Raw genomic sequence first — 22878 nt, forward strand, 5'->3', positions numbered from 1 at the left:
GCGGGCTCAGGCTGAGGGGCGGAGCGTCTCCGACGCGCTCTGGGCGGCTGCCGCTGCCGCGGCGGCGGCCACCGAGGGGGCCGCCGCCAGGTCGTCGAACAGTCCTTCCCGGTCGGCCCAGCGCTCCCTGATCAGCAGGATCTCGGGCAGGCAGCCCAGGAACAGCTCCGCCAGCACGGGGTCGAAATGCTTGCCGCCTTCGCGGCGGATCAGGTCCAGCGCCTCTTCCAGCGGCCAGGCGGGCTTGTAGGGGCGGGCGCTGGTCAGGGCGTCGAACACGTCGGCGATGGCGACGATGCGCGCCACGTGCGGAATTTCCTCCCCGCGCAGGCCTTGCGGGTAACCCGTGCCATCCCATTTCTCATGGTGGTGCAGCGCGATCGTGCGGGCCAGCCGCAGCAGGCCCGTTTCGTGTTCGCCGATGATGCGCGCGCCAATTTCCGCATGACGGCGCATGACGTCCCATTCGGGGCCCGTCAGCTTGCCGGGTTTTTGCAGGATGGCGTCGGGAATGCCGATCTTGCCCACGTCGTGCATGGGCGCCGCGTGCAGCACGTCCTCGGCCTGGGCGGCGGTGTAGCCCGCCGCCAGGGCCAGCCGGTGGGCATAGTGGCTCATGCGCACCACGTGCATGCCGGTTTCGTTGTCCTTGTACTCGGAAGCCATGCCCAGGCATTGCACGATCTGCAGCCGGGTGTTGCGCAGCACGTCGACCTGTACCAGCGACAGGTGGGTGCGCACGCGCGCCTTGACGATGGCGGGACTGAACGGCTTCGTGATGTAGTCCACGGCGCCCAGCGCGAAGCCGCGCTCCTCGTGCGCGTCGCCGGTCAGCGCCGTGACGAAGATGACGGGAATGCCGGCGGTGGCGGGGTCTGCCTTCAGGGCCTGGCAGACGTCATAGCCGGAGGTGCCCGGCATCATGATGTCCAGCAGGACCAGGTCGGGCAGCTCGGCGCGCGCCAGCGCCAGCGCCTTGTTGCCGTCCTTGGCGAACAGCAGGCGGTAGTCCTGCTGCAGGGTGTGGTTCAGCACCTGCAGGTTGATGGGTTCGTCGTCCACCAGCAGCAGGGTCTGGCGCGTGTCTCGCAACTGGGTCATGGCGAGTCCTTGTCGTCCCGGTCCAGCCGGTCTTGCAGGGTGCGAAGCATTTTCCTGGCGTCGTCGAATTCGAAGCTGTCCAGAGCATCGCGCAGGGTATGGCACAGCGCAGGTTCACCGCTGGCGCGCAAGTGTTCGCAGACGGCTTCCAGCGCGGCATCGTTCAGTTCGCCCCGGTCCACGCAGTCCAGCAGCTCATCGACGCGGGCCCGCACTTCGGCGCGCGGCACGCAAGGGCTGGGAGGGTGCTGCCGGGCCTCGGCCAGGGCTGGCGAGGCATGCAGCGCGGCGTCGGCATCGGCCAGCGCCTGCCGCAGCGCCTCGATGTGCAGGCCCAGGTCCTCGCGCTGCCCGCCGCGGATGCGCAGTTCCAGCTGGGCGGCGATGTCGGCCACGACGGTCATTCCCAGGTTGCCGGCAGCGCCGCGCAGGCCATGCAGGCTCTCCAGCGCGGCGGCCCCGTCAGGCGAAATTTCGGTGTCCTTGGGCAGCGGATGGCGCTCGGGCTGCTGGGCGAGGAAGCCTTCGATGGCACGTGCCAACCGCGGGGCGCTTCCCCACAGGGCGATGCCGGCGGGCCAGTCGATGGCCTGGCGGGCCGCCTGGGCCCGGGCTGACGGGTTGCGCGCGCCCTGGGCCGGCAGGCGATCACCCGCCAGCACGCGTGCGATTTCCGCGATCAGGCGCGGTGCGTCCAGCGGCTTGACCGCGAAGCCGTCCATGCCGGCCTGGCGCGCTGCGCGCCGGTCCGAATCCATGACGCTGGCCGTCAGCGCAATGATGGGCGTGGGCGTCAGGCCCTGCGCCTGTTCGCGTTGGCGGATGTGGCGGGTAGCGTCCAGGCCGTCAGTGCCGGGCATGTGCACGTCCATCAGCACCACGTCGTAGCGCTGCTCGCCAAAGCGCGCGAGCACTTCGTTGCCGTCCCGCGCGATGGTGAGGCGATGGCCGCCGTCACGCAGGATCAGCGTCAGCAGTTCCAGGTTCTGCGGCACGTCGTCGGCCGCGAGGATGCTGAGCGGCGGCAGCGGCATGCTGTCGCTGTCGGCGCGCGCGGGTTCCGGGGCGTGTCCGAGCCGCAGCGGCAACAGGACATGGAAGGTGCTGCCCAGGCCGATTTCGCTTTCCACGCGGATGGACCCGCCCATCAGTTCCACCAGCTGGCGCACGATCGTGGTGCCCAGGCCGGTGCCGCCGAAGCGGCGGCTGATGGAGGCATCGGCCTGCACGAAGGGTTCGAAGATCTTGTCGGCCTGCTCGGGGGTCATGCCGATGCCGGTGTCGCTGACCTGGATGTGCACCATGCCGTCCAGGGTGGCGAAGCGCAGCGTTACCTGGCCTTGCTCGGTGAACTTGAGCGCATTGCCCAGCAGGTTGGTCAGCACCTGTTGCAGCCGCAGGGGGTCGCCCTTGTAGAAGGGCGACATGTCGGCGGGATAGTCCAGCGTCAGGGTCAGGTCGCGCGCCTGCGCGCTCAGGCGCAGCGAGGCGATCACCTGTTCGGCCACCGCCTTCAGCGAGAAGTCCAGGCCCTCCAGCTGGAAGGTGCCGCGCTCGAGCTTGGTGGTGTCGAGAATATCGTTGAGCAGCGCCAGCAGCGAGCGCGCCGATTGGCGCACGGTATTCAGGTGGCTGCGCTGCAGCGCATTCATCTCGCTTTTCAGCAGCAGTTCGGTGAAGCCGATGATGGCGTTCATCGGTGTACGGATTTCGTGGCTCATCGTGGCCAGGAAGGTGCTTTTGGCCGTGGCGGCCTGTTCCGCGCGCGCCGCCGTTACGCGCAGCGACGATTCCAGTTCCTTGCGCTGGGTGATGTCGCTGACGAAGCCCACGAAGAGCGCTTCGCCGGGCAGGTCGACCTGGCCCACCGCCAGGCGCATGGGAATCAGGCTGCCATCCTTGCGCAGGCCGGTCACTTCGCGGCCCGAGCCGATGATCTTGGCTTCGCCCGAGCGCAGGTAGTTGCTGAGATAGCTGTCGTGGCGCGACTGGTCGGGTTCCGGCATCAGCATCTTGATGTTGCGGCCGATGACCTCGCGCGCCTGCCAGCCGAAGAGGCGCTCGGCGGACGGGTTGAAGGCCTGGATGATGCCGCGCCCGTCGATGGTCAGGATGCCGTCGACGGCCGTCTCCACGACGGCGCGCATGCGGGACTCGCTGTCCTCCATCTTCCGGTACAGCTGGCGATAGCGCAGCAGGCCGTTGGCCGCGGTGACGAACACCGTGAGCGTGATGGTGAAGGTGGACAGCATCACCGAGACGAAGGTGCTGTTGAACACCAGCGCGATCTGCGGCGTCTCGCTCATGCCGATGACGCGCGCGGCCGCCATGCCGGTGTAGTGCATGCCCGAGATCGCCAGGCCCATGACGGTGCCGGCCACGACCAGGCGCTGGGTTTGCGTGAGGCGTGTGCGCAGCAGGCGGAAGCGGATCCAGAGCGAGAGGATGGCCAGGCCCACCGCCACCGCCAGCGAGAGGGCGAACATGAGGGGGTCGTAGCGCAGTTGCGGCGCCATCTGCATGGCGGCCATGCCGCTGTAGTGCATGGTGCCGATGCCCGCGCCGACCAGCACGCCGCCCAGTATCAGGTGGGGGGTGGAGACGCGGGGACGCGCGAGTATCTGCAGCGCGACCCACGATGCCGCCCAGCCTGGCAGGATGGAGAGCAGCGTGAGGCCGGGGTCGTATTGGACCGTGGTGCACAGTTCAAAGGACAGCATGCCGATGAAGTGCATGGTCCAGATGCCGCCGCCCAGCGCGAACGAGCCCGTGCCGATGGCGATCTGGCGGTGCAGGGGGAGATCGGAGGCGCGGGCGATATGGGTGGTCTGCAGGGCCATGCTGGCGGAAAAGATCGCCACCAGGATGGAGAGTGCCACCAGCCACGAGTTATGCGTGCCGGCGACCTGCTGTAGCGCGTCGACCGACGAATCGAGGAAGAAACCTCCCATTACCCACCTATGCGTTGTTCTTGTCGAGACACATGGCGCAAAGGCGCGTGCCTGACGTTAACGGCGCGCATCGGCTGGCCTTTAGTGGCCTTTTAGTGGAGAGGGCCGGACAACAAAAAACCCGCCATCGCGGGTTTCTGTTTGTGCAAGCGCGATGACGCGACCTGCGTGATGCTGTTTGGGTGGTGCCCAGGAGAGGACTCGAACCTCCACACCTTGCGGCACATGGACCTGAACCATGCGCGTCTACCAATTCCGCCACCTGGGCACTGCTGACTTGTTATTGCTAACGCATCACTTCACTGCTTGTTTTACTGCCTTGCTGAAACCAGGGCGATACGGCCTGCCCGGTTTTTTGCTGCTTTGCCTTACTGCTTGCTTTAGAATCTTGTGGTGCCCAGGAGAGGACTCGAACCTCCACACCTTGCGGCACATGGACCTGAACCATGCGCGTCTACCAATTCCGCCACCTGGGCTCTAAAGCAATCTGGTCTAGCGCTTCGGTCGTCAGTGCCGCGTACTTGCAGTGCTAAACTTCCGAAGCTGCGCATTATATAAGAGACTTTTCAATTTTGGCAAATCGATCGAACAGTAACGCAAACAGTAACAACAGAACCGCGTCGGTTTCGCCCGATCTCCCCCCCGACTTCGACCCTGACGTCCCCAGTCGCGAGGCCATCCTGGCTGCCTTGCGGGACGCGGGCGCACCTCTCGAGCCGGCCGAACTGGCCGAGCGCATGAAACTGACCCGCCCGGGCACCTTGAAGGGCTTCGAGCGGCGCCTGAACGCCATGGAGCGTGACGGGCAACTGATGCCCAACCGCAAGGGCGTGCTGCTGCTGGCGAACAAACTGGACTTCGTGCCCGGCAAGGTGCTGGGCCACCGCGACGGCTTCGGCTTCCTGGTGCGCGACGACGGCGCCGGTCCCGACATCTTCCTGTCGCCGCGTGAAATGCAGAAGGTGCTGCACGGCGACCGCGTGCTGGTGAAGCCCACCGGCGAATACCGCGGCAAGCCCGACGGCACCATCGTCGAGGTGATCGAGCGCCGCACCAACAAGCTGGTGGGCCGCTTCCTGAACGAGCGGGGCCTCTCCATCGTGGTGCCGGAAGACCAGCGCATCAAGCACGACATCCTGGTGCCGCCTGGTGAAACCGGCGATGCCCAGCATGGCCAGGTCGTCACCGTCGACATCATCGAGCAGCCCACCCGCCACAGCCAGCCGCTGGGCCGCGTGTCGCAGGTGCTGGGCGAGATCGACGATCCCGGCATGGAAATCGAGATCGCCGTGCGCAAGTTCGACGTGCCGGTCGATTTCTCGGAGGGCGCGCTGAAGCAGGCCGACCGCCTGCCCGACGTCGTGCGCAAGTCCGACCTGAAGGACCGCATCGACCTGCGCGACGTGCCGTTCATCACCATCGACGGCGAGGACGCGCGCGACTTCGACGACGCGGTCTACTGCGAAGCCATCGAACTGGGCACTGGCTCGCGCAAGCGCCCGGCCTGGCGCCTGCTGGTGGCCATCGCCGACGTCAGCCATTACGTCCAGCCTGGCGACCACCTCGATGCCGACGCCGTCGAGCGCGGCACCAGCGTCTATTTCCCGCGCCGCGTCATTCCGATGCTGCCGGAAAAGCTGTCCAACGGGCTGTGCTCGCTGAATCCCGACGTCGACCGCCTGGTGCTGGTCTGCGACATGGTGATTCCTGCCTCGGGCGCCAAGGCCGGCACGATCACGGCCTACCAGTTCTACAACGCGGTCATCCACTCGCACGCCCGCACCACCTACACCCAGGTGTGGGGGGCGCTGCAGCAACCCGAGGGGCCGGCGGCGCGTTCGCTGCCGGGCGTGTTGCCGCATGTGCAGGATCTGTATGAACTCTATCAATTGCTGGCGCAATCGCGCCGCACGCGTGGCGCCATCGATTTCGACACCATCGAGACGAAGATCGTCTGCAACGAACTGGGCAAGATCGAACAGATCGCGCCTTACGTCCGCAACGATGCGCATAAGCTGATCGAGGAGTGCATGCTGGCGGCCAACACCTGCGCTGCCGACTTCATGGCGCGCAGCAAGCATCCGGGGCTCTACCGCATCCATGAAGGACCGACCACCGAGCGCCTGCAGGCGCTGCGCGAGTTCCTGCGCACCGCGGGCCTGTCGCTGGGCGGCGGCGAGGATCCCACCGCCAAGGATTACCTGAAGCTGCTGGAAGCCGCCCGCGCGCGGCCGGACTACCAGCTGCTGCAGACCATGTGCCTGCGCTCGATGCAGCAGGCCATGTACAGCCCCGACAACGTCGGGCACTTCGGCCTGGCGTACGACGCCTACACGCACTTCACGTCGCCCATCCGCCGCTATCCCGACCTGCTGACGCACCGCGTCATCAAGTCGCTGCTGCAGACGCGCCGCTATGTGCCGCAGGTGGAAAACCACGCCGTCGCGCTGGCCGCCACGGCGCGCGAGCAGGAGCATGCCGTCTGGGAACGCCTGGGCCTGCTGCTGTCGGCCAACGAGCGCCGCGCCGACGAGGCCTCGCGCGATGTCGAGGCCTGGCTCAAGTGCTGGTTCGTGAAGGAACGCGTGGGCGAGACCTTCAGCGGCCGCGTGACGGGCGTGGCAAGCTTCGGCATCTTCGTCACGCTCGAGACGCTGCACGTCGAAGGCCTGGTGCACGTGTCCGAGCTGGGCGGCGAATACTTCCAGTTCAACGAGGCGCTGCACGAACTGCGTGGCGAGCGCACCGGCATGCGCTATCGCCTGACCGACAAGGTCCAGGTGCAAGTGTCGCGCGTGGACCTGGAGGCGCGCCGCATCGAGTTTCGCCTGGTGCCTGGCACGAGCTTCGACGCCTTGCGCCGCGCCGCGGGCCGCGGCGAAGAGCCCGCGCCGCGCCGCGTGAAGAAGGCGGCCTCCGCCAAGCCGGCGCCGTTGCGCGGCACCACGGCCAAGGAGCGCCGCGCCCAGGCCAAGAAGAGCGCGCAGCAGGCGGCGCGTCCGGCGGCCTCGCCGGCGGGCAAGAAGTCCGCCAGCCGCAAGCGCAGGTAACGGCAGCACGGCGGGATGGGCGGGCGGATGTCCGCCCATCCACTACTATCCTTCCTATCGACACGACTTACATTTCAGGACGACATGGCAGCATCCCAGGTATTGGCCGGTTTTCATGCGGTGGTGGCGCGCTTGCGCCACGCGCCCGACTCGGTCAAGGACATCTATTACGACGGCCAGCGCCGCGACAAGCGCATGCTGTCCCTGCTCGAGCAGGCCGAGCGCGCGCAGCGTCCGGTGCATGCGGTCAATGCCGAGCGCCTCGATGGCCTGGCACGCGGCACGCGCCACCAGGGCGTGGTGGCGCTGGCCGACGCGCGCAGCCTGGCCGTGGACCTGGATGAAGTCCTGGAGACGGCGAACGCCGTGCCGTTCCTGCTGATCCTCGATGGCGTGACCGATCCGCACAATCTGGGCGCCTGCCTGCGCACCGCCGATGCGGCGGGCGTGCACGCGGTCATCGCGCCGCGAGATCGCGCGGTGGGGCTCAACGCCACGGTGGCGCGCGTCGCCTGCGGCGCGGCCGACACCGTGCCCTACCTGATGGTCACCAATCTTGCGCGGACCATGCGCGAGCTGAAGGATCGCGGCGTCTGGCTGGTCGGCACCGATGACCAGTCGCAGGACACCATCCACGATGTGGACGCCAAGCTGCCCATGGCCTGGGTGATGGGCGCGGAAGGCGAGGGCATGCGCCGCCTGACGCGCGAGACCTGCGACCGCCTGGTGCAGATCCCCATGCAGGGGTCGGTCGAAAGCCTGAACGTCAGCGTGGCCAGCGCCGTCTGCCTGTACGAGACGGTGCGCCAGCGCCAGCCCTGATACCGGTGGCCGCCGGGCGGCGGCCACCCCGCCAATAAATAAAGAAAGCACCTGGACGTTGCATCATGAGCAAGCACGGCTTTACCACCACCATCCTGCACGGCGACCGACGCCAGGGCGTCGAACATGGCGCGGTCCACAAGCCCATGCACCCTTCCTCGGAATATGCCTATAAGGACGCGCGCGAATTGACGGCCGTGTTCCAGGGCAAGTCCGGTTTCAGCTATGCGCGCCAGGGCACGCCCACCACGATGGCGCTGGAGGCGAAGATCACGGCGATGGAGTCGGGCGCCGGCACGGTGTCCTTCGCCACCGGCATGGCCGCGCTGGCCGCCATCTTCACGACCTTGCTGCGCCGCGGCGATCACCTGGTGTCCAGCCAGTACATCTTCGGCAACACGAACAGCCTGCTGGGCACGCTGCAGGAACTGGGCGTCGAGGTAACGATGGTCGACGCCACGGACGTTGCGCAAGTGGAGGCCGCCATCCGGCCCAACACCCGCATGGTATTCGTCGAAACCATCGCCAACCCCGGCACCCAGATCGCCGACCTCATGGGCATCGGCGCCCTGTGCGGCCGCGCGGGCCTGGTCTACGTCATCGACAACACGCTGACGTCGCCCTGGCTGTTCAAGGGCCGCGACGCGGGCGCCGCGCTGGTGATGAATTCGCTGTCCAAGTACATCGGCGGCCACGGCCACGCGCTGGGCGGGTCGGTCACCGACACCGGGCTCTTCGATTGGAAGGGGCATCCGAACATTTTCGAGTCCTACCAGAACGGGCCCTCGACCACCTGGGGGCTTACCCAGATCAAGAAGAAGGGACTGCGCGACATGGGCGGCACGCTGGCCGCCGAGCCCGCGCATCGCATCGCAGTGGGCGCCGAGACGCTGGCCTTGCGCATGGACCGTGCCTGCGCCAACGCGCTGGCGCTGTCCCGCTACCTGGTCGAGCATCCGGGCGTGGCGCGCGTGCACTATCCGGGTTTGCCCTCGCACCCGCAGCACGTCCGCGCAGGCGAACTGTTCCGTGGCCGCCATGGCGCGCTGATGGGCATCGAGCTTGCCGAGGGCATCGATTGCTTCGATTTCCTGAACCGTCTGTCGGTCGTTGCGCTGGCAACCCATCTGGGAGATACCCGTACGCTGGCCTTGCCTGCGGCGCACACCATCTATTACGAGATGGGTGCGCAACGGCGCGCCCAAATGGGTATTGCCGACAGCCTGATCCGCGTGTCGATCGGCATTGAAGACGAAGCGGACCTGATCGACGATTTTGACCGCGCGCTGCGCGGTGCCTGATCGGTTTGGCTTCGTCCCGTTTTTTTGCGCTTGCGGGCATGGCAACTGACAGTCATATTCAAATGACGTTGATGCGGCGCAAAGCCAGTAAACACGCGGCTTGTCGTGTGTTTTTTGCTTGACAGCCGCCTGGGGGCGAGGCCTAATACGCCTCTGCGCCGAGACGGAACGTTTGCGCGGTTTCGTCCGGTGTGGTGGCTTTAATTCAGCGGCTTCAAAACTTTTTTGCTTGGCAGCCCGTTTCTGTTATGCCACGCAAGCGTCCCGCGCGTGAATCCGCGGGCCGATTGCGGGCCGGCTATGCTGAACGACAAACCTTGTATTTTTGTACCTTGTGAGGGGTAAACCTGTAATGAACAAAACCGAACTTATCGACCACATTGCCAGCAAATCCGACATCTCCAAGGCTGCAGCCGGCCGTGCGCTGGACGCCCTGATCGGCGCCGTCAAGACCACCCTGAAGAAGGGCGGCACGGTCACCCTGGTGGGTTTCGGCACGTTCGCCGTGACCGCCCGCGCTGCGCGCACCGGCCGCAACCCGCGCACCGGCGAAACCATCAAGATCAAGAAGGCCAAGGTGCCGAAGTTCCGTCCGGGCAAGGCCCTGAAGGACGCCGTCAACTAAGTGTTGATGCGCCAAACCGCGGCGTGCCGCGGTTTGCTCCAAACTACGCGGTCCGGTAGAATCCGGACCGCGTAGTTTTTTGTGGCGCCGCTGTCTGCATGGGGCAGCGCATCGCCGGGTTGCAGAGCCTCTGTTTTCCCGGGCGTCACAGGCAGTCTTCCACGACACCGTCGCGGGCCATCCGCCGGTACGCATCAAGTGGCCCCTGGCCCGCGCAACGCGCTGGCTTGCCATTCGCAAAAGGGGTGCTTAGCTCAGTTGGTAGAGCGGCGCCCTTACAAGGCGTAGGTCACAGGTTCGACCCCTGTAGCACCCACCACTTACTTTCCCTTTTGCTTCTTTCCCCCTGGGATCCCGGCTCTGCTTTCGGCTTGGCGCCGCGCCTGTTCGCGCGCCCTTGATACGCCACAAGCGGAATTGCTGCAACTTGTTTGCGAATAAGTCGTATTTAAATTACTATCTCTGGCTGGATTCACTGGCCAGCTGCCGGGCGCTCGCGTGCCAGGGGCTGCCGCTCTCACGCATACTCCTGCATGCCTCATTCCCGTTCTGCCTGGGCGTCATCGCAGTTTTCCCCCGCGTTGCGCATCGTGGCCGGCACGACCGTGCTGGTCCTGCACGCCGCGGTCATTGGCGCCCTGTTCACGGCCTCCAGCTCCAAGCCCGAAATGCTTGAGCCCGAAGCCGTCATGGTGCGATTCGTGGAAATCGGCCCCGATCCCCAGGAGGCCAAGGCCGAGCCTTTGCCCGAACCGCCCGCGCCCGTTGCGCAGCCTGAACCCGAGCCGGAACCCGAGCCCGAACCGGAACCAGAACCAGAGCCCGAGCCGGAACCTGAGCCCGAACCCGAGGTGACGCCGCCGCCGGTGCCCGAGGCGCCGCCGAAGCCGAAACCCAAGCCCAAGCCGAAACCCAAGCCCGAGGTGAAGAAACCCGAAGTCAAGCCGGAGATCAAGCCCGATCCCGCGCCGCCCAAGGTGGAAACCCCGCCCAGCGGCACGCCGCAAGGCGAAGGCAAGCCGCAAGGCCCGCAGCAGGGCCCCCCGCCCGATGAGCGCCGCCAGATCGGCCGCATCGACTACCTGGGCGGGCAGCCCATGGCGGTGTATCCCCGCGCTTCGCAATTGCGCCGCGAAGAAGGCCGGGTGCTGATCCGTATCCTGATCGACCGCCAAGGCCGGGTCGAGCGCGCGACCGTGGAGAAGTCCTCGGGTTCGCCGCGCCTGGACGAGGCCGCGCTGGATGCCGTGCGCAAAGGCCGCTTCAAGCCCTATACCGAGAACGGCGTGCCGTATCCCGCCGAAACCATCGTCCCCTACGATTTTGTCCTGAGGTAATCACATGTCCATTCTGATGCAAGCCGCCGCCGCGATGCTGGCGCAGGCCACTCCCTCCACCGCTGAGGTGGCGCCGGCTGCCGCGCCCGCTGCGCCTGCCGCTGCACCTGCGGCACCCCTCGTCGACAGCCTCGCGCCCGCGGCCAATGCCGTGGGGGGCGCCGCCGCCGACGCGCAGATGGGCTTCATGCACTTCATTGCGCAAAGCGACATGGTGGGCAAGGGGCTCTTCATCGTGCTGATCGTGATGTCGCTGGTGACGTGGTACCTCATCGTCGTCAAGGCGATCTCGAACATGCGCACCCGCCGCCGTTCAGACCAGTTCCTGAACACGTTCTGGAACTCGACCTCGCTGGAAAGCGTCGAGAACGAAATGCGCACCCACGGCGTGAACGACCCATTCTCGCACCTGACCAGCCATGCGGTCCATGCGCGCACGCACCACGCCAAGTATGGCGCGACGCGCCTGGAGGAAATCGGTTCCAACGGCGAGTTCGTCACCCGCACCATGCGCAAGGTGATCGACGAGGAAACCGCCAAGCTCGAGAACGGCCTGACCGTGCTGGCCTCGGTGGGCTCCACGGCGCCTTTCGTCGGCCTCTTCGGCACGGTGTGGGGCGTGTACCACGCGCTGGTCGGCATCGGCATGTCGGAAGGCATGACCATCAACCGCATCGCCGGCCCGGTGGGCGAGGCGCTGATCATGACGGGCCTGGGCCTGGCGGTCGCCATTCCCGCGGTGCTGGCCTACAACACCTTCGTGCGCAGCAACCGCGTGCTGCTGGCGCGCCTGGACGCCTTCGCGCACGACCTGTTCGCCTTCCTCTCGACGGGCCAGCAGGTGGTGTTCCCGGACAGCAAGGTGCGTTCCCTGCGCCGCTCGGTGCCGGGTAGCAAGGGGAGCGAATAATGGCCTTTGGCAGCTTCGACAGCAAGTCGGGCGGCGGCCACGCAATGTCCGAGATCAACATGGTGCCGTTGATCGACGTCATGCTGGTGCTGCTGGTGATCTTCATCATCACGGCGCCGCTGATGGCGCACTCGATCCGCATCAACGTGCCGCAGGTCAGCGCCGAGCAGATCGACGAGAAGCCCAAGGTCATCGACCTGGCCATCGACGACGCCGGCCAGATCTTCTGGGACGAGCAGCCCGTGGCGGTGGACGCGCTGCAGGCGCGTTTCGCGGCGATCGCGGGTGAAAAGCCCCAGCCCGAACTGCGTATCCGTGCCGATGTGAACACCCGCTATGAAGTGCTGGCCAAGGTCATGGCCAGCGCGCGCCGGGGCGGCATGGCCCGTATCGGCTTCGTGACCCAGCCGGCCTCGGCCGATGGCGCTGCCGCCGCCGCGCCGACGGGCACGGGCGCCGCCGCGGTGCAGACGCCTGCCGCGCCCTGAGCGCAACACGCAGTCCGGCCGTCTTGACGGGCCGCCCCTGGGGCGGCCCGTTGTTTTTTGTCTTTCAGGAAGCGCGCCGCTCAAAGGATGGCGCTAGAATCGCGGCATGCGTGTACTAGTAATCGAAGACGACACCACCCTGGGCCATGCGCTGCAGGAATTCCTGTCCGACCAGGGCTATGCGGTCGACTGGCTGACCGATGGCGAGCCCGCGCTCAGCGCCCTGGCAGGCGAATCCTATGAACTGGTGGTCCTGGACCTGAACCTGCCCGCCATGAGCGGGCTGGACATCCTGCGCCGCCTGCGAGGGGAGGGCAACAGCATCCCCGTGCTGATCCTGACCGCCCGCGATGGGCTGGAGGATCGCGTGGCTGGGCTGGATGCCGGCGCCGACGATTACGTCACCAAGCCTTTCGACCTGCCCGAGCTGGCCGCGCGCGTGCGCGCCCTGGCGCGCCGCCGTACCGGCCAGGTCCAGCCGCTGCTGGAAATCGGCCCGCTGGTCTTCGACACCGTCGGCCGTGAAGTCCGTGTCAACGGCGAACGCATCGCCTTGTCGGTGCGCGAACTGTCCGTGCTGGAAATGCTGATGGCCCGCGCCGGCCGGGTCGTCACCAAGCGGCAGATCGTCAATTCGCTGTCGGCCTGGGATGCCGACTTCAGCGAGAATGCCGTCGAGGTCTATGTCTACCGCCTGCGCAAGCGCCTGGAAGGCACGGGCGCCGGCATCCAGACCGTGCGGGGCTTCGGCTACCTGCTGGACGTCGAGTCCGCCGCGTCCACCTGAGCTGACGCTCCGGCCGCGGGACGCCCACGCCCATGCCCACGCGTTCCCTTCCCCCCTCTCCTGCGCCGCGCCGTCCCGCTGATCCCGAGGACGGCGCGCGCAAGCCCATCCTGCCCGCGGGTTCGCTGGCCCGCCACCTGGTGGTGCGGCTGTTGCCGGCCATCCTGCTGCTGGTGGTGCTGGACCTGGGGGCGATCTGGGTCATCACCCACAAGCTCGACATCTCCGACTGGGTGCTGGAGGACATCTTCTGGCTCATGGTGCTGGGACAGACGGTGCTGCTGCTGCTGTTCGCCTGGGTCGTCGTGGCCGGCGTGCGCTCGGGGCTGCGCGGCGTCAACCATCTATCCGAGGCGATCCGCCAGCGTTCCGCCGACGACCTGCAGCCGCTGGACGTGGTGGGCCTGCCGCTGGAAATGGAGCCCATGGTGGCGCGCACCAACGAATTGCTGGCGCGGCTCGAGGCCGCCCTGGCCGCGCAGCGGCGCTTCGTGGGACATGCCGCGCACCAGCTGCGCACGCCGCTCAGCGGCTTGAAACTGGAGTCCGAGCTGATGCTGGCGCGCCCGCTGTCGGACGACGTGCGCGACCGGGCCGAACGCATCAAGTCGGTCACCGACCGCATGATCCGCCTGGGGCAGCAGTTGCTGGTGCTGGCACGCGCCGACCCCGGCATCCGTCCGCAGGACAGCTTCGTGCGCCTGGACCTGTGCGAGTGGGTGCGCGAGACCGGCGCCACCTGGCTGGGCCGTGCCCGCGCGCAGCATATCGACCTGGAGTTGATCGCGCCCGACACCCCTGCCTGGATCGATGCCGATGCCTTGCTGCTGGGCGAATTGCTGGGCAACCTCATCGACAATGCCTTGCGTTATGCCGAAGGCGCGACGCGCATCCGCCTGCACGTGGGCACCAATCCGCCGTCCCTGACGGTCGAGGATGACGGCGTGGGCATTCCGCCCGATGAACGCGAGCGCGTCTTCGAGGCCTTCTATCGTTCGCCGCGCTCGGCGGCAGGCGGTTCCGGCCTGGGGCTGGCGATCGTGCGCGAGATCGCGGGCGCGCACGGCGCGTTCTGGAATCTCGTCAGCCGGCCGGAGTATCCCGGCACGCGCCTGAGCGTGGTTTTCCCCGGCCCGCGCATCGGCGCCCAGCTCACCCGGCAGGAACGCAGCGCATGAGCCAGGCCGCCCACGCCGCCACGCCGCGGGCCGCCCTGGTCATCGGTGCGCTGGGCGTGGTGTATGGCGACATCGGCACCAGCCCGCTCTATACCTTGCGCGCCTGCATGACGCTCTTGCAGGACTTCTCGCCGGACACGGTGCTGGGCGTACTGTCGCTGCTGTTCTGGATGCTGATGATCGTGGTGTCGCTGAAATACGTGATGCTCATCCTGCGCGCCGACAACCGTGGCGAAGGCGGCACGCTGGCCCTGCTGGAGCTGGCCTTGCGGGGAAGAGGAGGGCGGCTGGGCGCGGTGCTGACGGGCCTGGGCATCTTCGGCGCAGCGCTTTTCTATGGCGACAGCATGATCACGCCGGCGATCTCGGTGATGTCCGCGCTGGAGGGCATCGGCGTGGTGTCGCACACCCTGGATGATTGGGTGGTGCCCCTGTCGCTGGCGGTGCTGGCGCTGCTTTTCGCCGTGCAGTCGCATGGCACCGCAGCCATGGGCAGGCTCTTCGGCCCGGTGATGATCGTCTGGTTCCTGACGCTGGCGGCGCTGGGCATCGCGCAGATCGCCGAGCATCCGCAGGTGCTGCAGGCGCTGGATCCGCGCTGGGCGCTGTGTTTCGTGGCGCGTGATCCGTGGACGGGGTTCCTCCTGCTGAGCGCCGTGGTGCTGGCGCTGACGGGCGCCGAAGCCCTGTATGCCGACATGGGACACTTCGGCCGCCCGGCCATCCGGCGCGCCTGGTTCGTGCTGGTGCTGCCCGCGCTTACCTTGTGCTATTTCGGCCAGGGCGCGCTGCTGCTGATGGACCCCGGCGCCATCCGCAACCCCTTCTACCTGATGGCGCCGGGCTGGGCGCAATGGCCGCTGGTGGTGCTGGCGACCATCGCCACCATCGTGGCGTCGCAGGCCGTCATCTCCGGCGCCTATTCCGTGACCCGGCAAGCCGTGCAACTGGGCTTCTGGCCGCGCATGGATATCCAGCACACCTCGGCGCGCGAGCAGGGCCAGGTCTACCTGCCACAGGTCAATCGCCTGCTGCTGGTGGCCGTCATTGCGCTGGTGCTGCTGTTCGGTTCTTCCGAGGCGCTGGCCTCGGCCTATGGCTTCGCGGTCACGGGCACGATGCTGGTCACCACCATCCTGGCCTTCGCCGTGCTGGCGCACGGCACGCGCGGCTGGCGCCGGGTGGCGTGGTGGACGGTGCTGGGTTTCCTGCTGGTGCTGGACCTGCTGCTGTTCGGCGCCAATGCGGCCAAGATGCACGAGGGCGGCTGGATGCCGCTGACCGTGGGCCTGGCGATCTTCACGTTGATGATGACCTGGCGGCGCGGCCGCGCCATCCTGACCGAGATCGAGCACCGCGACCGCCTGCCGGTGCAGGCGTTCATGGTGCAGCTGGAAAACTATCCGCCTGCCCGGGTGGACGGCACGGCGGTCTTCATGAGCATGCGCGAAGGGGTCGCGCCGCCGGCGCTGCTGCACAACCTGAAGCACAACCAGGTGCTGCATGAGCACGTGCTGTTCCTGACGGTGTGCATCCGGGACGTGCCCTATGCCGATCCGCAGGAACGGCTGAAGGTCGACAAGCTCAGCGCCTCCAGCTGGCAGGCGGTGGTGTACTACGGTTTCATGGAAGAGCCCGACGTGCCGCGCGCGCTGGAAGCGATTGCGCAGCACCATTCCGAGATCGCGCTGGCGCCCATGCGGACGTCCTATTTCCTGTCGCGCGAGACCATCGTGCTGGGCAGGAAAGCCGGCGCCATGCCGCGCTGGCTGGCACGGCTGTATGCCTTCATGGCGCGCAACGCCACGCGCAGCACGCGTTTCTACCGGATTCCGCCGAACCGGGTGGTCGAGATGGGCATCCAGGTGGAGCTGTAGGGGCAGAAGCCGTCAGGCTTCCTGGCGGGCGTAGACCACCAGCCGCAAGTGCCGGTCTGCGTCGATGGTGAGCGTGCTGTGTTCGAAGGGTTCGGCCTTGCCGGCCACCCGCAAGCGGCGCACGCCGGCGCAGGGCGCATGCACATCGTCGTGCTGGCGCCATCCCTGCTTGAATTCCGGCGATACCTTTTCCAGTTCGGCGAGCAGCGCCAGGATGTCGGCCTCCTGCGTGGCGCGCGCATAGTCGCGGCGAAAACTCGACAGCATGCGCGGCGCCTCGGCGTCCCAATCCACCAGCGTCTCGCGCAAGGCGGGGTCCGTATACAGCAGCCAGAGCAGATTGCGCCGCGCGGGCGCGTGGCGGTCATAGCCGAAGAGGGTATTGGCCGCGGCATTGCTGGCCAGCACATCCCAGCGCAGGTTCAGCACGAAGGCCGCATGGGGCGCCAGGTCATGCATCAGGCGCAGGATGGGCGGTGGCACCACGCACCAGGTCTTGCCCGATTCAGCGGGGGGACGTTCATGGGCCAGCAGATAAAGATGCCGGCGCTCGGCTGCGTCCAGCTTCAGGACGCGCGCCAGGTTGTCCAGGAAGGCGCTGGAGACGCCGATCTCGCGTCCCTGTTCCAGCCAGGTGTACCAGGTGAGCCCGACCCCGGCCAGGGCCGCGACTTCCTCGCGGCGCAGCCCGGGGGTGCGGCGGCGGGTCGAGGCGGGCAGCCCGGCTTCGGCGGGCGAAAGCCGCTCGCGGCGCGCGCGAAGAAAGGCGGCCAGTTCGCCCCGGTTGCGAGCGAGGTTACGCATGGGAGCCTGTCGCTTTAAGCAATAGCATAAATGGCTAAATTGTAATGGGATGGCAAGGCTTCCAGAATGTGCGCTTTCCTGGTCGAGAGCAAGCACGATGTCCCTGCATTCCGATATTTCCCGCTGTCCCTCCCCCGCGGCCGCACAGGCCGGGCCCATGGCGGTGGTCGTCCTGGTCGCCCTGGGCGCCTTCGCGCTGGGCATGGCCTCGTACATGACCGCGGGGCTCATCCCCCTGATCCAGTCCTCGTTCGCCGTGCCATTGGCCGTGGCCGCGCAGCTCGTCACGGCCTTCACGCTGGCCTATGGCCTGGGGTCGCCCGTGGCCGTGGCGGTATTGCCCCCGCGAGGCCAGCGCACTGCGTTGCTGGTGTCGCTGGCGATATTCGTGGCGGCAAATGCCGCCAGTGCCCTGGCGGGCAGCCTGTCCGCGCTGCTGCTGGCGCGCGCGGCGGCTGGCGTGGGGGCGGGCGTCTATCTGGCGCTGGGCATCGGTGCGGCGGCCGCGGTCGCACCGCCTGCCAGGCGTGGGCAGGCCATTGCGATCATCATGGGCGGCATGGCCAGCGGCACCGTGCTGGGCGTGCCGCTGAGCCTGTTGCTGGCCGGGTGGCTCGGATGGCAGGCGGCCTTCTGGCTGGTCGCCGCCTTGGGCGCATTGGCCTGCGCGGGGCTGGCCGCGCGATTGCCGGCCCTGCCGCTTGCGGCCGCCTTGCCCCTGTCGCGCAAGCTTGCCTTGTTGGCCGACAGGCAGGTGCTGGCGATCCTGGCGGTATCGCTGCTGGCCGCCATCGCAAGCCTGGGGCTCTATACCTATCTGGCTGCCTTGCTGGTGCCGGGGGAGGGCAGCGGTTCAGTGTCCTTGACGGCATCGCTGTGGGTGTGGGGCCTGGGCGGCATCGTGGGGAGTTTCCTGGTGGGACTCCTGGCCGACCGGGTCCGTGCGCCATGGCTGACGCTCGGCATCATGGTCTTGCTGGCCATGGCCCTGTCCGTGCTGCCGCTGGCCGTGGGCGTGAGCCCCTGGGGGGCGCTGTTGCCGATCGCGGTGTGGGGCGCCGTCGGCTGGGCATTGCAGGTGCCGCAGAACAAGCTGCTTGTGCAATGCCGCGAGCGGCAGGGGGATGGCAACGTGGCGGTGGCCTTGAACGAGTCAGCCCTGTATCTCGGTAGTGCATTGGGCGCGGCGGGGGGGGGCCTCATGCTGGCGGTGCAGTGGCCGGCGTGGTCGCTTGCCACCGGGGCCGCCGCCGTGGCGGCGCTGGGGGCCTTGCTGCAGGCGGCCTGCCTGCGGGGCCTGGCGCGCTGAATGGCGCCTTGCCGGCGCAGATCGGGCAGGACAAAGAAAAACCCCGCCGGGCTGGATGCCACCGGCGGGGTCCGTGCTGTCGGCGCAGGACCGATCAGGACTTGTCGTTGCCGTCCTTCAGCTGCGGCAGGGCCGAGCCGGAGGTGGGGGCCAGCAGGCCCGCCTTTACATAGGTGACCAGCTTGTCGCGCGTGTCGACGATGTCGAGGTTGCGCAGGGTGAGTTGGCCGATGCGGTCGCGCGGCGAGAACATCGATTCGCCCTTTTCCATGGTCAGGCGCTCGGGCTGGTAGGTCAGGTTGGGCGAGGTGGTGTCCAGGATCGAGTAGTCGTTGCCACGGCGCAGTTCCAGCGTGACCTCGCCGGTGATGGCGCGGGCCACCCAGCGCTGGGCCGTTTCGCGCAGCATGATGGCTTGCGGGTCGAACCAGCGGCCCTGGTACAGCAGGCGGCCCAGCTTGCGGCCGTGGTCGCGGTACTGCTCGATGGTGTCTTCGTTGTGGATGCCGGTGACCAGGCGCTCGTAGGCGGCGAACAGCAGCGCCATGCCCGGGGCTTCGTAGATGCCGCGGCTCTTGGCTTCGATGATACGGTTCTCGATCTGGTCGCTCATGCCCAGGCCGTGACGCCCGCCGATGCGGTTGGCTTCCAGCATCAGTTCGACCGGGTCGGCGTATTCGACGCCGTTCAGGGCGACCGGCTGGCCTTCCTCGAAGCGCACGCTGACGGTTTCAGCCTTGATGGCGACGTCTTCGCGCCAGAACGCGACGCCCATGATGGGCTGCACGATGCGGATGCCGGAGCTCAGGTACTCCAGGTCCTTGGCTTCATGCGTGGCGCCCAGCATGTTCGAGTCGGTGGAGTAGGCTTTCTCGCTCGACATCTTGTAGTCGAAGCCGGCAGCGCGCATGTACTCGGACATTTCCGCGCGGCCGCCCAGCTCGTCGATGAAGGTCTGGTCCAGCCAGGGCTTGTAGATCTTCAGTTCCGGGTTGGTCAGCAGGCCGTAGCGGTAGAAACGCTCGATGTCGTTGCCCTTGAAGGTGCTGCCGTCGCCCCAGATGTTGACGTCGTCTTCCTTCATGGCGGCCACCAGCATCGTGCCGGTGACGGCACGGCCGATGGGGGTGGTGTTGAAGTAGGTGATGCCGGCCGTCGAGATGTGGAAGGCGCCGCTTTGCAGGGCCGCAATGCCTTCAGCCACCAGCTGCTTGCGGCAGTCGATCAGGCGGGCGTTCTCCGCGCCGTATTCCTTGGCGCGTCGCGGGATTTCTTCGTAGTCGGGCTCGTCGGGCTGGCCCAGGTTCGCCGTGTAGGCGTACGGCACCGCTCCCTTCTTGCGCATCCACAGCAGCGCTGCGCTGGTGTCGAGGCCGCCCGAGAAGGCGATGCCGACCTTTTGGCCGGAAGGAAGATGGGGGAGGATAGTGCTCATTGTTCCTGGGGTCTTGGCGGCCTGCGTGTCGGCGGGGTGCCGGGCGTTCAGCCGCGAATGTTGAGGGAAAGCCCGTGAATGGCCGGTCAACCTTGCATTCTAGCGCGTTTGCCTCGGTGGCTGGCAAGGGAGGGGGCGTGCCTGCAACAGCGCAGGCCGTGCAGCCCCCGTCCATGACATTCGTGGCCTGGCAGTTGGCTGCCCGGCGGCGCCGGCATCCGCCAGGGGCGCTTCACCGAAGCGCCCCCTTGTTTTGCCTGCCGAGGAAAAGACTCAGTCCTGCTGGCCCAGCAGCAGGAACTCCATCAGCGACTTCTGCACGTGCATGCGGTTCTCGGCTTCGTCCCACACCACGCTTTGCGGGCCGTCGATGACTTCTCCCGTCACTTCCTCGCCGCGGTGCGCGGGCAGGCAGTGCATGAAGAGGGCGTCGGGGGCGGCCAGCTGCATGAGTTCGGCGTCCACGCACCAGTCGGCGAAGGCCTTGCGGCGTTCCTCGTTCTCGTCCTCATAGCCCATGCTGGTCCAGACGTCGGTCGTGACCAGGTGGGCGCCGGCGCAGGCCTCGCGCGGGTCGGCGAACTGGCGCAGCACGTCCTCCGACACGCCGCCCACGCGCGTGGCGTCGAGCTCGTAGCCCGGCGGCGTCGAGACGTGCAGGCGGAAGCCCAGCAGCTCGGCGGCCTGCACCCAGGTGTAGGACATGTTGTTGGCGTCGCCGATCCAGGCCACGGTCTTGCCCTGGATGGCGCCGCGGTGCTCGATGAACGTGAAGATGTCGGCCAGGATCTGGCAGGGATGGAACTCGTTGGTCAGGCCGTTGATGACCGGCACGCGCGAGTGCGAGGCGAAGCGCTCGATGCGCGTCTGCTCGAAGGTGCGGATCATGACGAGATCGACCATGCGCGAGACCACGCGCGCGGTGTCCTCGATGGGCTCCGAGCGGCCTAGCTGCGAGTCGTTGGTGGTCAGGTGGATGACCGAGCCGCCCAGCTGGTACATGCCGGCCTCGAACGACACGCGCGTGCGGGTGCTGGCCTTCTCGAAGACCATGGCCAGCGTGCGGTCATGCAGGGTCAGGTGCGGCGCGTAGCGCTTGAACTTGTCCTTGATGACGCCAGCGCGTCGCAGCACGTAGTCGATCTCGCCGCGGCTGAGGTCGCGGAATTGAAGGAAGTGGCGCAGCGGGCCGTTCTGGGGGGAAACGTTCGTCATCTTGGATCCGGTTTTGCTGGGGCTACGGGGTCCGTGGCGGGTTGCCGCGGACCGGGTTCGGTCAGGCTTGTTCGGCCAGGAATTGCTTGATCAGCGGCACGAGCTGGCCGACGAGGTAGTCGGCTTCTTCGCGGGAAAGGATGAGGGGCGGCAACAGGCGCACGACCTTGTCGCGCGTGACGTTGATGAGCAGGCCCGCATCCAGCGCGCGGCGCACCAGCACGCCGCAGGGGCGGTCGAGCTCGATGCCGATCATGAGGCCGCGGCCGCGGATCTCGGCCACGCCCTGCACGCCGGCAAGCGCCTGCGCCAGGCTGTCCTGCAGGTATTGGCCGACGGTGGCGGCATTCTCCAGCAGGCCTTCTTCTTCCAGGGCCTGCAGCGTGGCCAGCGCTGCCGCGCTGACCAGTGGCCCGCCGCCGAAGGTGGTGCCGTGGTTGCCGGGACCGAAGACGCCGGTGGCGCGGCCCGCGAAGGCAGCCGCGCCGATGGGCACGCCGCCGCCCAGGCCCTTGGCCAGCGTGACGACGTCCGGCACGATGCCTGCCCATTGGTAGGCCATCCACTTGCCCGTGCGGCCGATGCCGGCCTGCACTTCGTCGAGCATCAGCAGCCAGCCGCGCTCGTCGCACAGCTTGCGCAGGCCTTGCAGGTAGGCCACGTCGGCCGGGCGGATGCCGCCTTCGCCCTGCAGGGCTTCCAGCAGCACGGCGGTGACGCGCGGTTCCTTGTCGCCAGCGGCGGCGACGGCGGCCAGGTCGTTGTACGGCACCTGGATGAAGCCTTCGGGCAGGGGGCCGAAGCCCTTGCGCGCCTTCTCGCTGCCGGTGGCGGCCAGCGTGCCCAGCGTGCGGCCGTGCCACGACGACTCCATCACGATGATGTGGGGGAATTCATTGCCTTGCTTGTGGCCGTAGTAGCGGGCGGCCTTGATGGCCGCTTCGTTGGCTTCGGCGCCGCTGTTGGCGAAGAGCACTTCCTGCATGCCGGCGATGGCGGCGATGCGCTCGCCCAGGGCGGTCTGCTCGGGCACCTCGTAGAGGTTCGAGGTGTGGATGAGCTTGGCGGCCTGCTCGGTGATGGCGCCCACGAGCTTGGGGTGGGCGTGGCCCAGGCAGGACACGCCGATGCCGGCCAGGCCGTCGAGCAGCTTGCGGCCCTCGGTATCCCACACCCAGACGCCCTTGCCGTGGGACAGGGCGACAGGCAGGCGGGCGTAGATATTGGCCAGGGACGAAGACATGCGGGACTCCTGCGGAAAAGAAGAGTGGCGGATCGTTGCGCGCTTCAGGCGAACGACGGGGTGCCGAAAGGGTCAATCATATACAATCCGCGGCGCAGGCCATATGAACCGCCAGGCGGAAAAGGCTAGCCCCGATACGGTATTTCATGACACAGAACGTCAGGCAATTCATTCTTCACGGCGTCACGCAGGACGGCCACCGCTTTCGCCCCAGCGACTGGGCGGAACGGCTGGCGGGCGTGATGGCTTCGTTCCGGCCTCCCGGCGCGGCGGGCAACCACCTGACCTATTCGCCCTATGTCGTTCCCGTCCTCATCGACGGCGAGCGCTGCGTGGTGGTGGATCAGCGCTTGCGCGACCTCGAGCCGCTGGCCTGGAAGTTCGTGATGGATTTCGCCCGCGACAACGGGCTCAAGACCAGCGAACGCACGGTCTAGCACCCCGG

Annotated in this window: 18 protein-coding genes and 3 tRNA genes; 13 read left to right on the top strand and 8 right to left on the bottom strand. The window is 67.4% G+C overall.

All coding sequences use genetic code 11. The features are described 5' to 3' along the window. Positions 1–6 precede the first annotated feature (6 nt). The 4 genes from ODI_RS08770 to ODI_RS08785 form a co-directional block, all read right to left on the bottom strand. Entirely contained in the window at positions 7–1101 is a 1095-nt protein-coding gene (locus ODI_RS08770; protein WP_067753337.1) for an HD domain-containing phosphohydrolase, read from the bottom strand. Next, entirely contained in the window at positions 1098–4052 is a 2955-nt protein-coding gene (locus ODI_RS08775) for an MHYT domain-containing protein (protein WP_074046795.1), read from the bottom strand. The genes ODI_RS08770 and ODI_RS08775 overlap by 4 nt, the downstream gene beginning before the upstream one ends. A gap of 183 nt (positions 4053–4235) precedes the next feature. Further along, a tRNA-Leu gene (locus ODI_RS08780) sits at positions 4236–4320 on the bottom strand. A 123-nt stretch (positions 4321–4443) separates the two neighbouring features. Beyond that, positions 4444–4528: transfer RNA gene (locus ODI_RS08785), tRNA-Leu, on the bottom strand. A 96-nt stretch (positions 4529–4624) separates the two neighbouring features. On the opposite strand from ODI_RS08785, the gene rnr reads away from it, so the two are divergent. The 11 genes from rnr to ODI_RS08840 all read left to right on the top strand — a co-directional run bounded on the left by rnr (position 4625) and on the right by ODI_RS08840 (position 16427). Next, complete coding sequence (gene rnr / locus ODI_RS08790; protein WP_067753340.1) at positions 4625–7102, top strand: ribonuclease R; 2478 nt, start codon at positions 4625–4627, stop codon at positions 7100–7102. A gap of 84 nt (positions 7103–7186) precedes the next feature. Next, on the top strand, positions 7187–7924 hold the full coding sequence (gene rlmB, locus ODI_RS08795) for a 23S rRNA (guanosine(2251)-2'-O)-methyltransferase RlmB (RefSeq protein ID WP_067753343.1): 738 nt from the start codon (positions 7187–7189) through the stop codon (positions 7922–7924). Positions 7925–7989: 65 nt separating this feature from the next. Beyond that, on the top strand, positions 7990–9225 hold the full coding sequence (locus tag ODI_RS08800; protein WP_067753346.1) for a cystathionine gamma-synthase family protein: 1236 nt from the start codon (positions 7990–7992) through the stop codon (positions 9223–9225). A gap of 352 nt (positions 9226–9577) precedes the next feature. Next, positions 9578–9850 carry an HU family DNA-binding protein gene (locus ODI_RS08805; RefSeq protein ID WP_067753349.1) on the top strand — a complete coding sequence of 91 codons (273 nt, stop codon included), beginning with the start codon at positions 9578–9580 and terminating at the stop codon, positions 9848–9850. A gap of 243 nt (positions 9851–10093) precedes the next feature. Next, positions 10094–10169: transfer RNA gene (locus ODI_RS08810), tRNA-Val, on the top strand. Positions 10170–10383: 214 nt separating this feature from the next. Next, entirely contained in the window at positions 10384–11187 is an 804-nt protein-coding gene (locus ODI_RS08815) for an energy transducer TonB (RefSeq protein ID WP_074046796.1), read from the top strand. 4 nt (positions 11188–11191) lie between these two features. After that, on the top strand, positions 11192–12097 hold the full coding sequence (locus tag ODI_RS08820; RefSeq protein WP_067753352.1) for a MotA/TolQ/ExbB proton channel family protein: 906 nt from the start codon (positions 11192–11194) through the stop codon (positions 12095–12097). Next, a complete protein-coding gene (locus tag ODI_RS08825) occupies positions 12097–12585 on the top strand; it encodes an ExbD/TolR family protein (RefSeq protein WP_067753355.1) in 489 nt (162 codons plus the stop codon). Before ODI_RS08820 ends, ODI_RS08825 begins: the two co-directional genes overlap by 1 nt. A gap of 106 nt (positions 12586–12691) precedes the next feature. After that, positions 12692–13372, top strand: a complete 681-nt coding sequence (locus tag ODI_RS08830; protein WP_067753359.1) for a response regulator transcription factor — start codon at positions 12692–12694, stop codon at positions 13370–13372. A 32-nt stretch (positions 13373–13404) separates the two neighbouring features. Beyond that, positions 13405–14550: a sensor histidine kinase gene (locus ODI_RS08835; protein WP_082985290.1), complete on the top strand. Its 1146-nt coding sequence runs from the start codon at positions 13405–13407 to the stop codon at positions 14548–14550. Beyond that, the gene (locus tag ODI_RS08840) at positions 14547–16427 is read left to right on the top strand and encodes a potassium transporter Kup (RefSeq protein WP_067753362.1); all 1881 of its coding nucleotides are present in this window, start codon (positions 14547–14549) and stop codon (positions 16425–16427) included. The genes ODI_RS08835 and ODI_RS08840 overlap by 4 nt, the downstream gene beginning before the upstream one ends. 12 nt (positions 16428–16439) lie before the next feature. Here the strand turns inward: ODI_RS08840 and ODI_RS08845 are convergent, their stop codons facing one another. Then, on the bottom strand, positions 16440–17231 hold the full coding sequence (locus tag ODI_RS08845; protein WP_067753365.1) for a helix-turn-helix transcriptional regulator: 792 nt from the start codon (positions 17229–17231) through the stop codon (positions 16440–16442). Positions 17232–17388: 157 nt separating this feature from the next. Here ODI_RS08845 and ODI_RS08850 point away from each other — a divergent pair, with 157 nt between their 5' ends. Beyond that, positions 17389–18540 (top strand): MFS transporter, encoded by a 1152-nt coding sequence (locus tag ODI_RS08850; RefSeq protein ID WP_067753368.1) that lies wholly within the window; start codon positions 17389–17391, stop codon positions 18538–18540. 94 nt (positions 18541–18634) lie between these two features. On the opposite strand, the gene argG is transcribed toward ODI_RS08850, so the two are convergent. From argG to ODI_RS08865, 3 genes are all read right to left on the bottom strand, one after another. Then, positions 18635–19975, bottom strand: coding sequence for an argininosuccinate synthase (gene argG, locus ODI_RS08855; protein WP_067753371.1), 1341 nt, complete (start codon positions 19973–19975; stop codon positions 18635–18637). A 273-nt stretch (positions 19976–20248) separates the two neighbouring features. Then, positions 20249–21190, bottom strand: a complete 942-nt coding sequence (gene argF, locus ODI_RS08860) for an ornithine carbamoyltransferase (protein ID WP_067753374.1) — start codon at positions 21188–21190, stop codon at positions 20249–20251. 61 nt (positions 21191–21251) lie between these two features. Continuing rightward, complete coding sequence (locus ODI_RS08865) at positions 21252–22433, bottom strand: aspartate aminotransferase family protein (RefSeq protein ID WP_067753378.1); 1182 nt, start codon at positions 22431–22433, stop codon at positions 21252–21254. 146 nt (positions 22434–22579) lie between these two features. Here ODI_RS08865 and ODI_RS08870 point away from each other — a divergent pair, with 146 nt between their 5' ends. Continuing rightward, positions 22580–22870, top strand: a complete 291-nt coding sequence (locus ODI_RS08870) for a DUF3579 domain-containing protein (protein WP_067753381.1) — start codon at positions 22580–22582, stop codon at positions 22868–22870. Positions 22871–22878 lie beyond the last annotated feature (8 nt).

The sequence above is a fragment of the Orrella dioscoreae genome (assembly GCF_900089455.2).
Classification (GTDB): domain Bacteria; phylum Pseudomonadota; class Gammaproteobacteria; order Burkholderiales; family Burkholderiaceae_B; genus Orrella; species Orrella dioscoreae.

Coding starts and splice junctions, on each gene's coding strand:
- ODI_RS08775 (WP_074046795.1), bottom strand. CDS start 4,052: ATGGGAGGTTTCTTCCTCGATTCGTCGGTCGACGCGCTACAGCAGGTC.
- ODI_RS08850 (WP_067753368.1), top strand. CDS start 17,389: ATGGCGGTGGTCGTCCTGGTCGCCCTGGGCGCCTTCGCGCTGGGCATG.
- ODI_RS08800 (WP_067753346.1), top strand. CDS start 7,990: ATGAGCAAGCACGGCTTTACCACCACCATCCTGCACGGCGACCGACGC.
- ODI_RS08835 (WP_082985290.1), top strand. CDS start 13,405: ATGCCCACGCGTTCCCTTCCCCCCTCTCCTGCGCCGCGCCGTCCCGCT.
- argF (WP_067753374.1), bottom strand. CDS start 21,190: ATGACGAACGTTTCCCCCCAGAACGGCCCGCTGCGCCACTTCCTTCAA.
- ODI_RS08805 (WP_067753349.1), top strand. CDS start 9,578: ATGAACAAAACCGAACTTATCGACCACATTGCCAGCAAATCCGACATC.
- ODI_RS08820 (WP_067753352.1), top strand. CDS start 11,192: ATGTCCATTCTGATGCAAGCCGCCGCCGCGATGCTGGCGCAGGCCACT.
- rlmB (WP_067753343.1), top strand. CDS start 7,187: ATGGCAGCATCCCAGGTATTGGCCGGTTTTCATGCGGTGGTGGCGCGC.
- ODI_RS08840 (WP_067753362.1), top strand. CDS start 14,547: ATGAGCCAGGCCGCCCACGCCGCCACGCCGCGGGCCGCCCTGGTCATC.
- ODI_RS08865 (WP_067753378.1), bottom strand. CDS start 22,433: ATGTCTTCGTCCCTGGCCAATATCTACGCCCGCCTGCCTGTCGCCCTG.
- ODI_RS08825 (WP_067753355.1), top strand. CDS start 12,097: ATGGCCTTTGGCAGCTTCGACAGCAAGTCGGGCGGCGGCCACGCAATG.
- argG (WP_067753371.1), bottom strand. CDS start 19,975: ATGAGCACTATCCTCCCCCATCTTCCTTCCGGCCAAAAGGTCGGCATC.
- ODI_RS08770 (WP_067753337.1), bottom strand. CDS start 1,101: ATGACCCAGTTGCGAGACACGCGCCAGACCCTGCTGCTGGTGGACGAC.
- ODI_RS08870 (WP_067753381.1), top strand. CDS start 22,580: ATGACACAGAACGTCAGGCAATTCATTCTTCACGGCGTCACGCAGGAC.
- ODI_RS08830 (WP_067753359.1), top strand. CDS start 12,692: ATGCGTGTACTAGTAATCGAAGACGACACCACCCTGGGCCATGCGCTG.
- ODI_RS08815 (WP_074046796.1), top strand. CDS start 10,384: ATGCCTCATTCCCGTTCTGCCTGGGCGTCATCGCAGTTTTCCCCCGCG.
- ODI_RS08845 (WP_067753365.1), bottom strand. CDS start 17,231: ATGCGTAACCTCGCTCGCAACCGGGGCGAACTGGCCGCCTTTCTTCGC.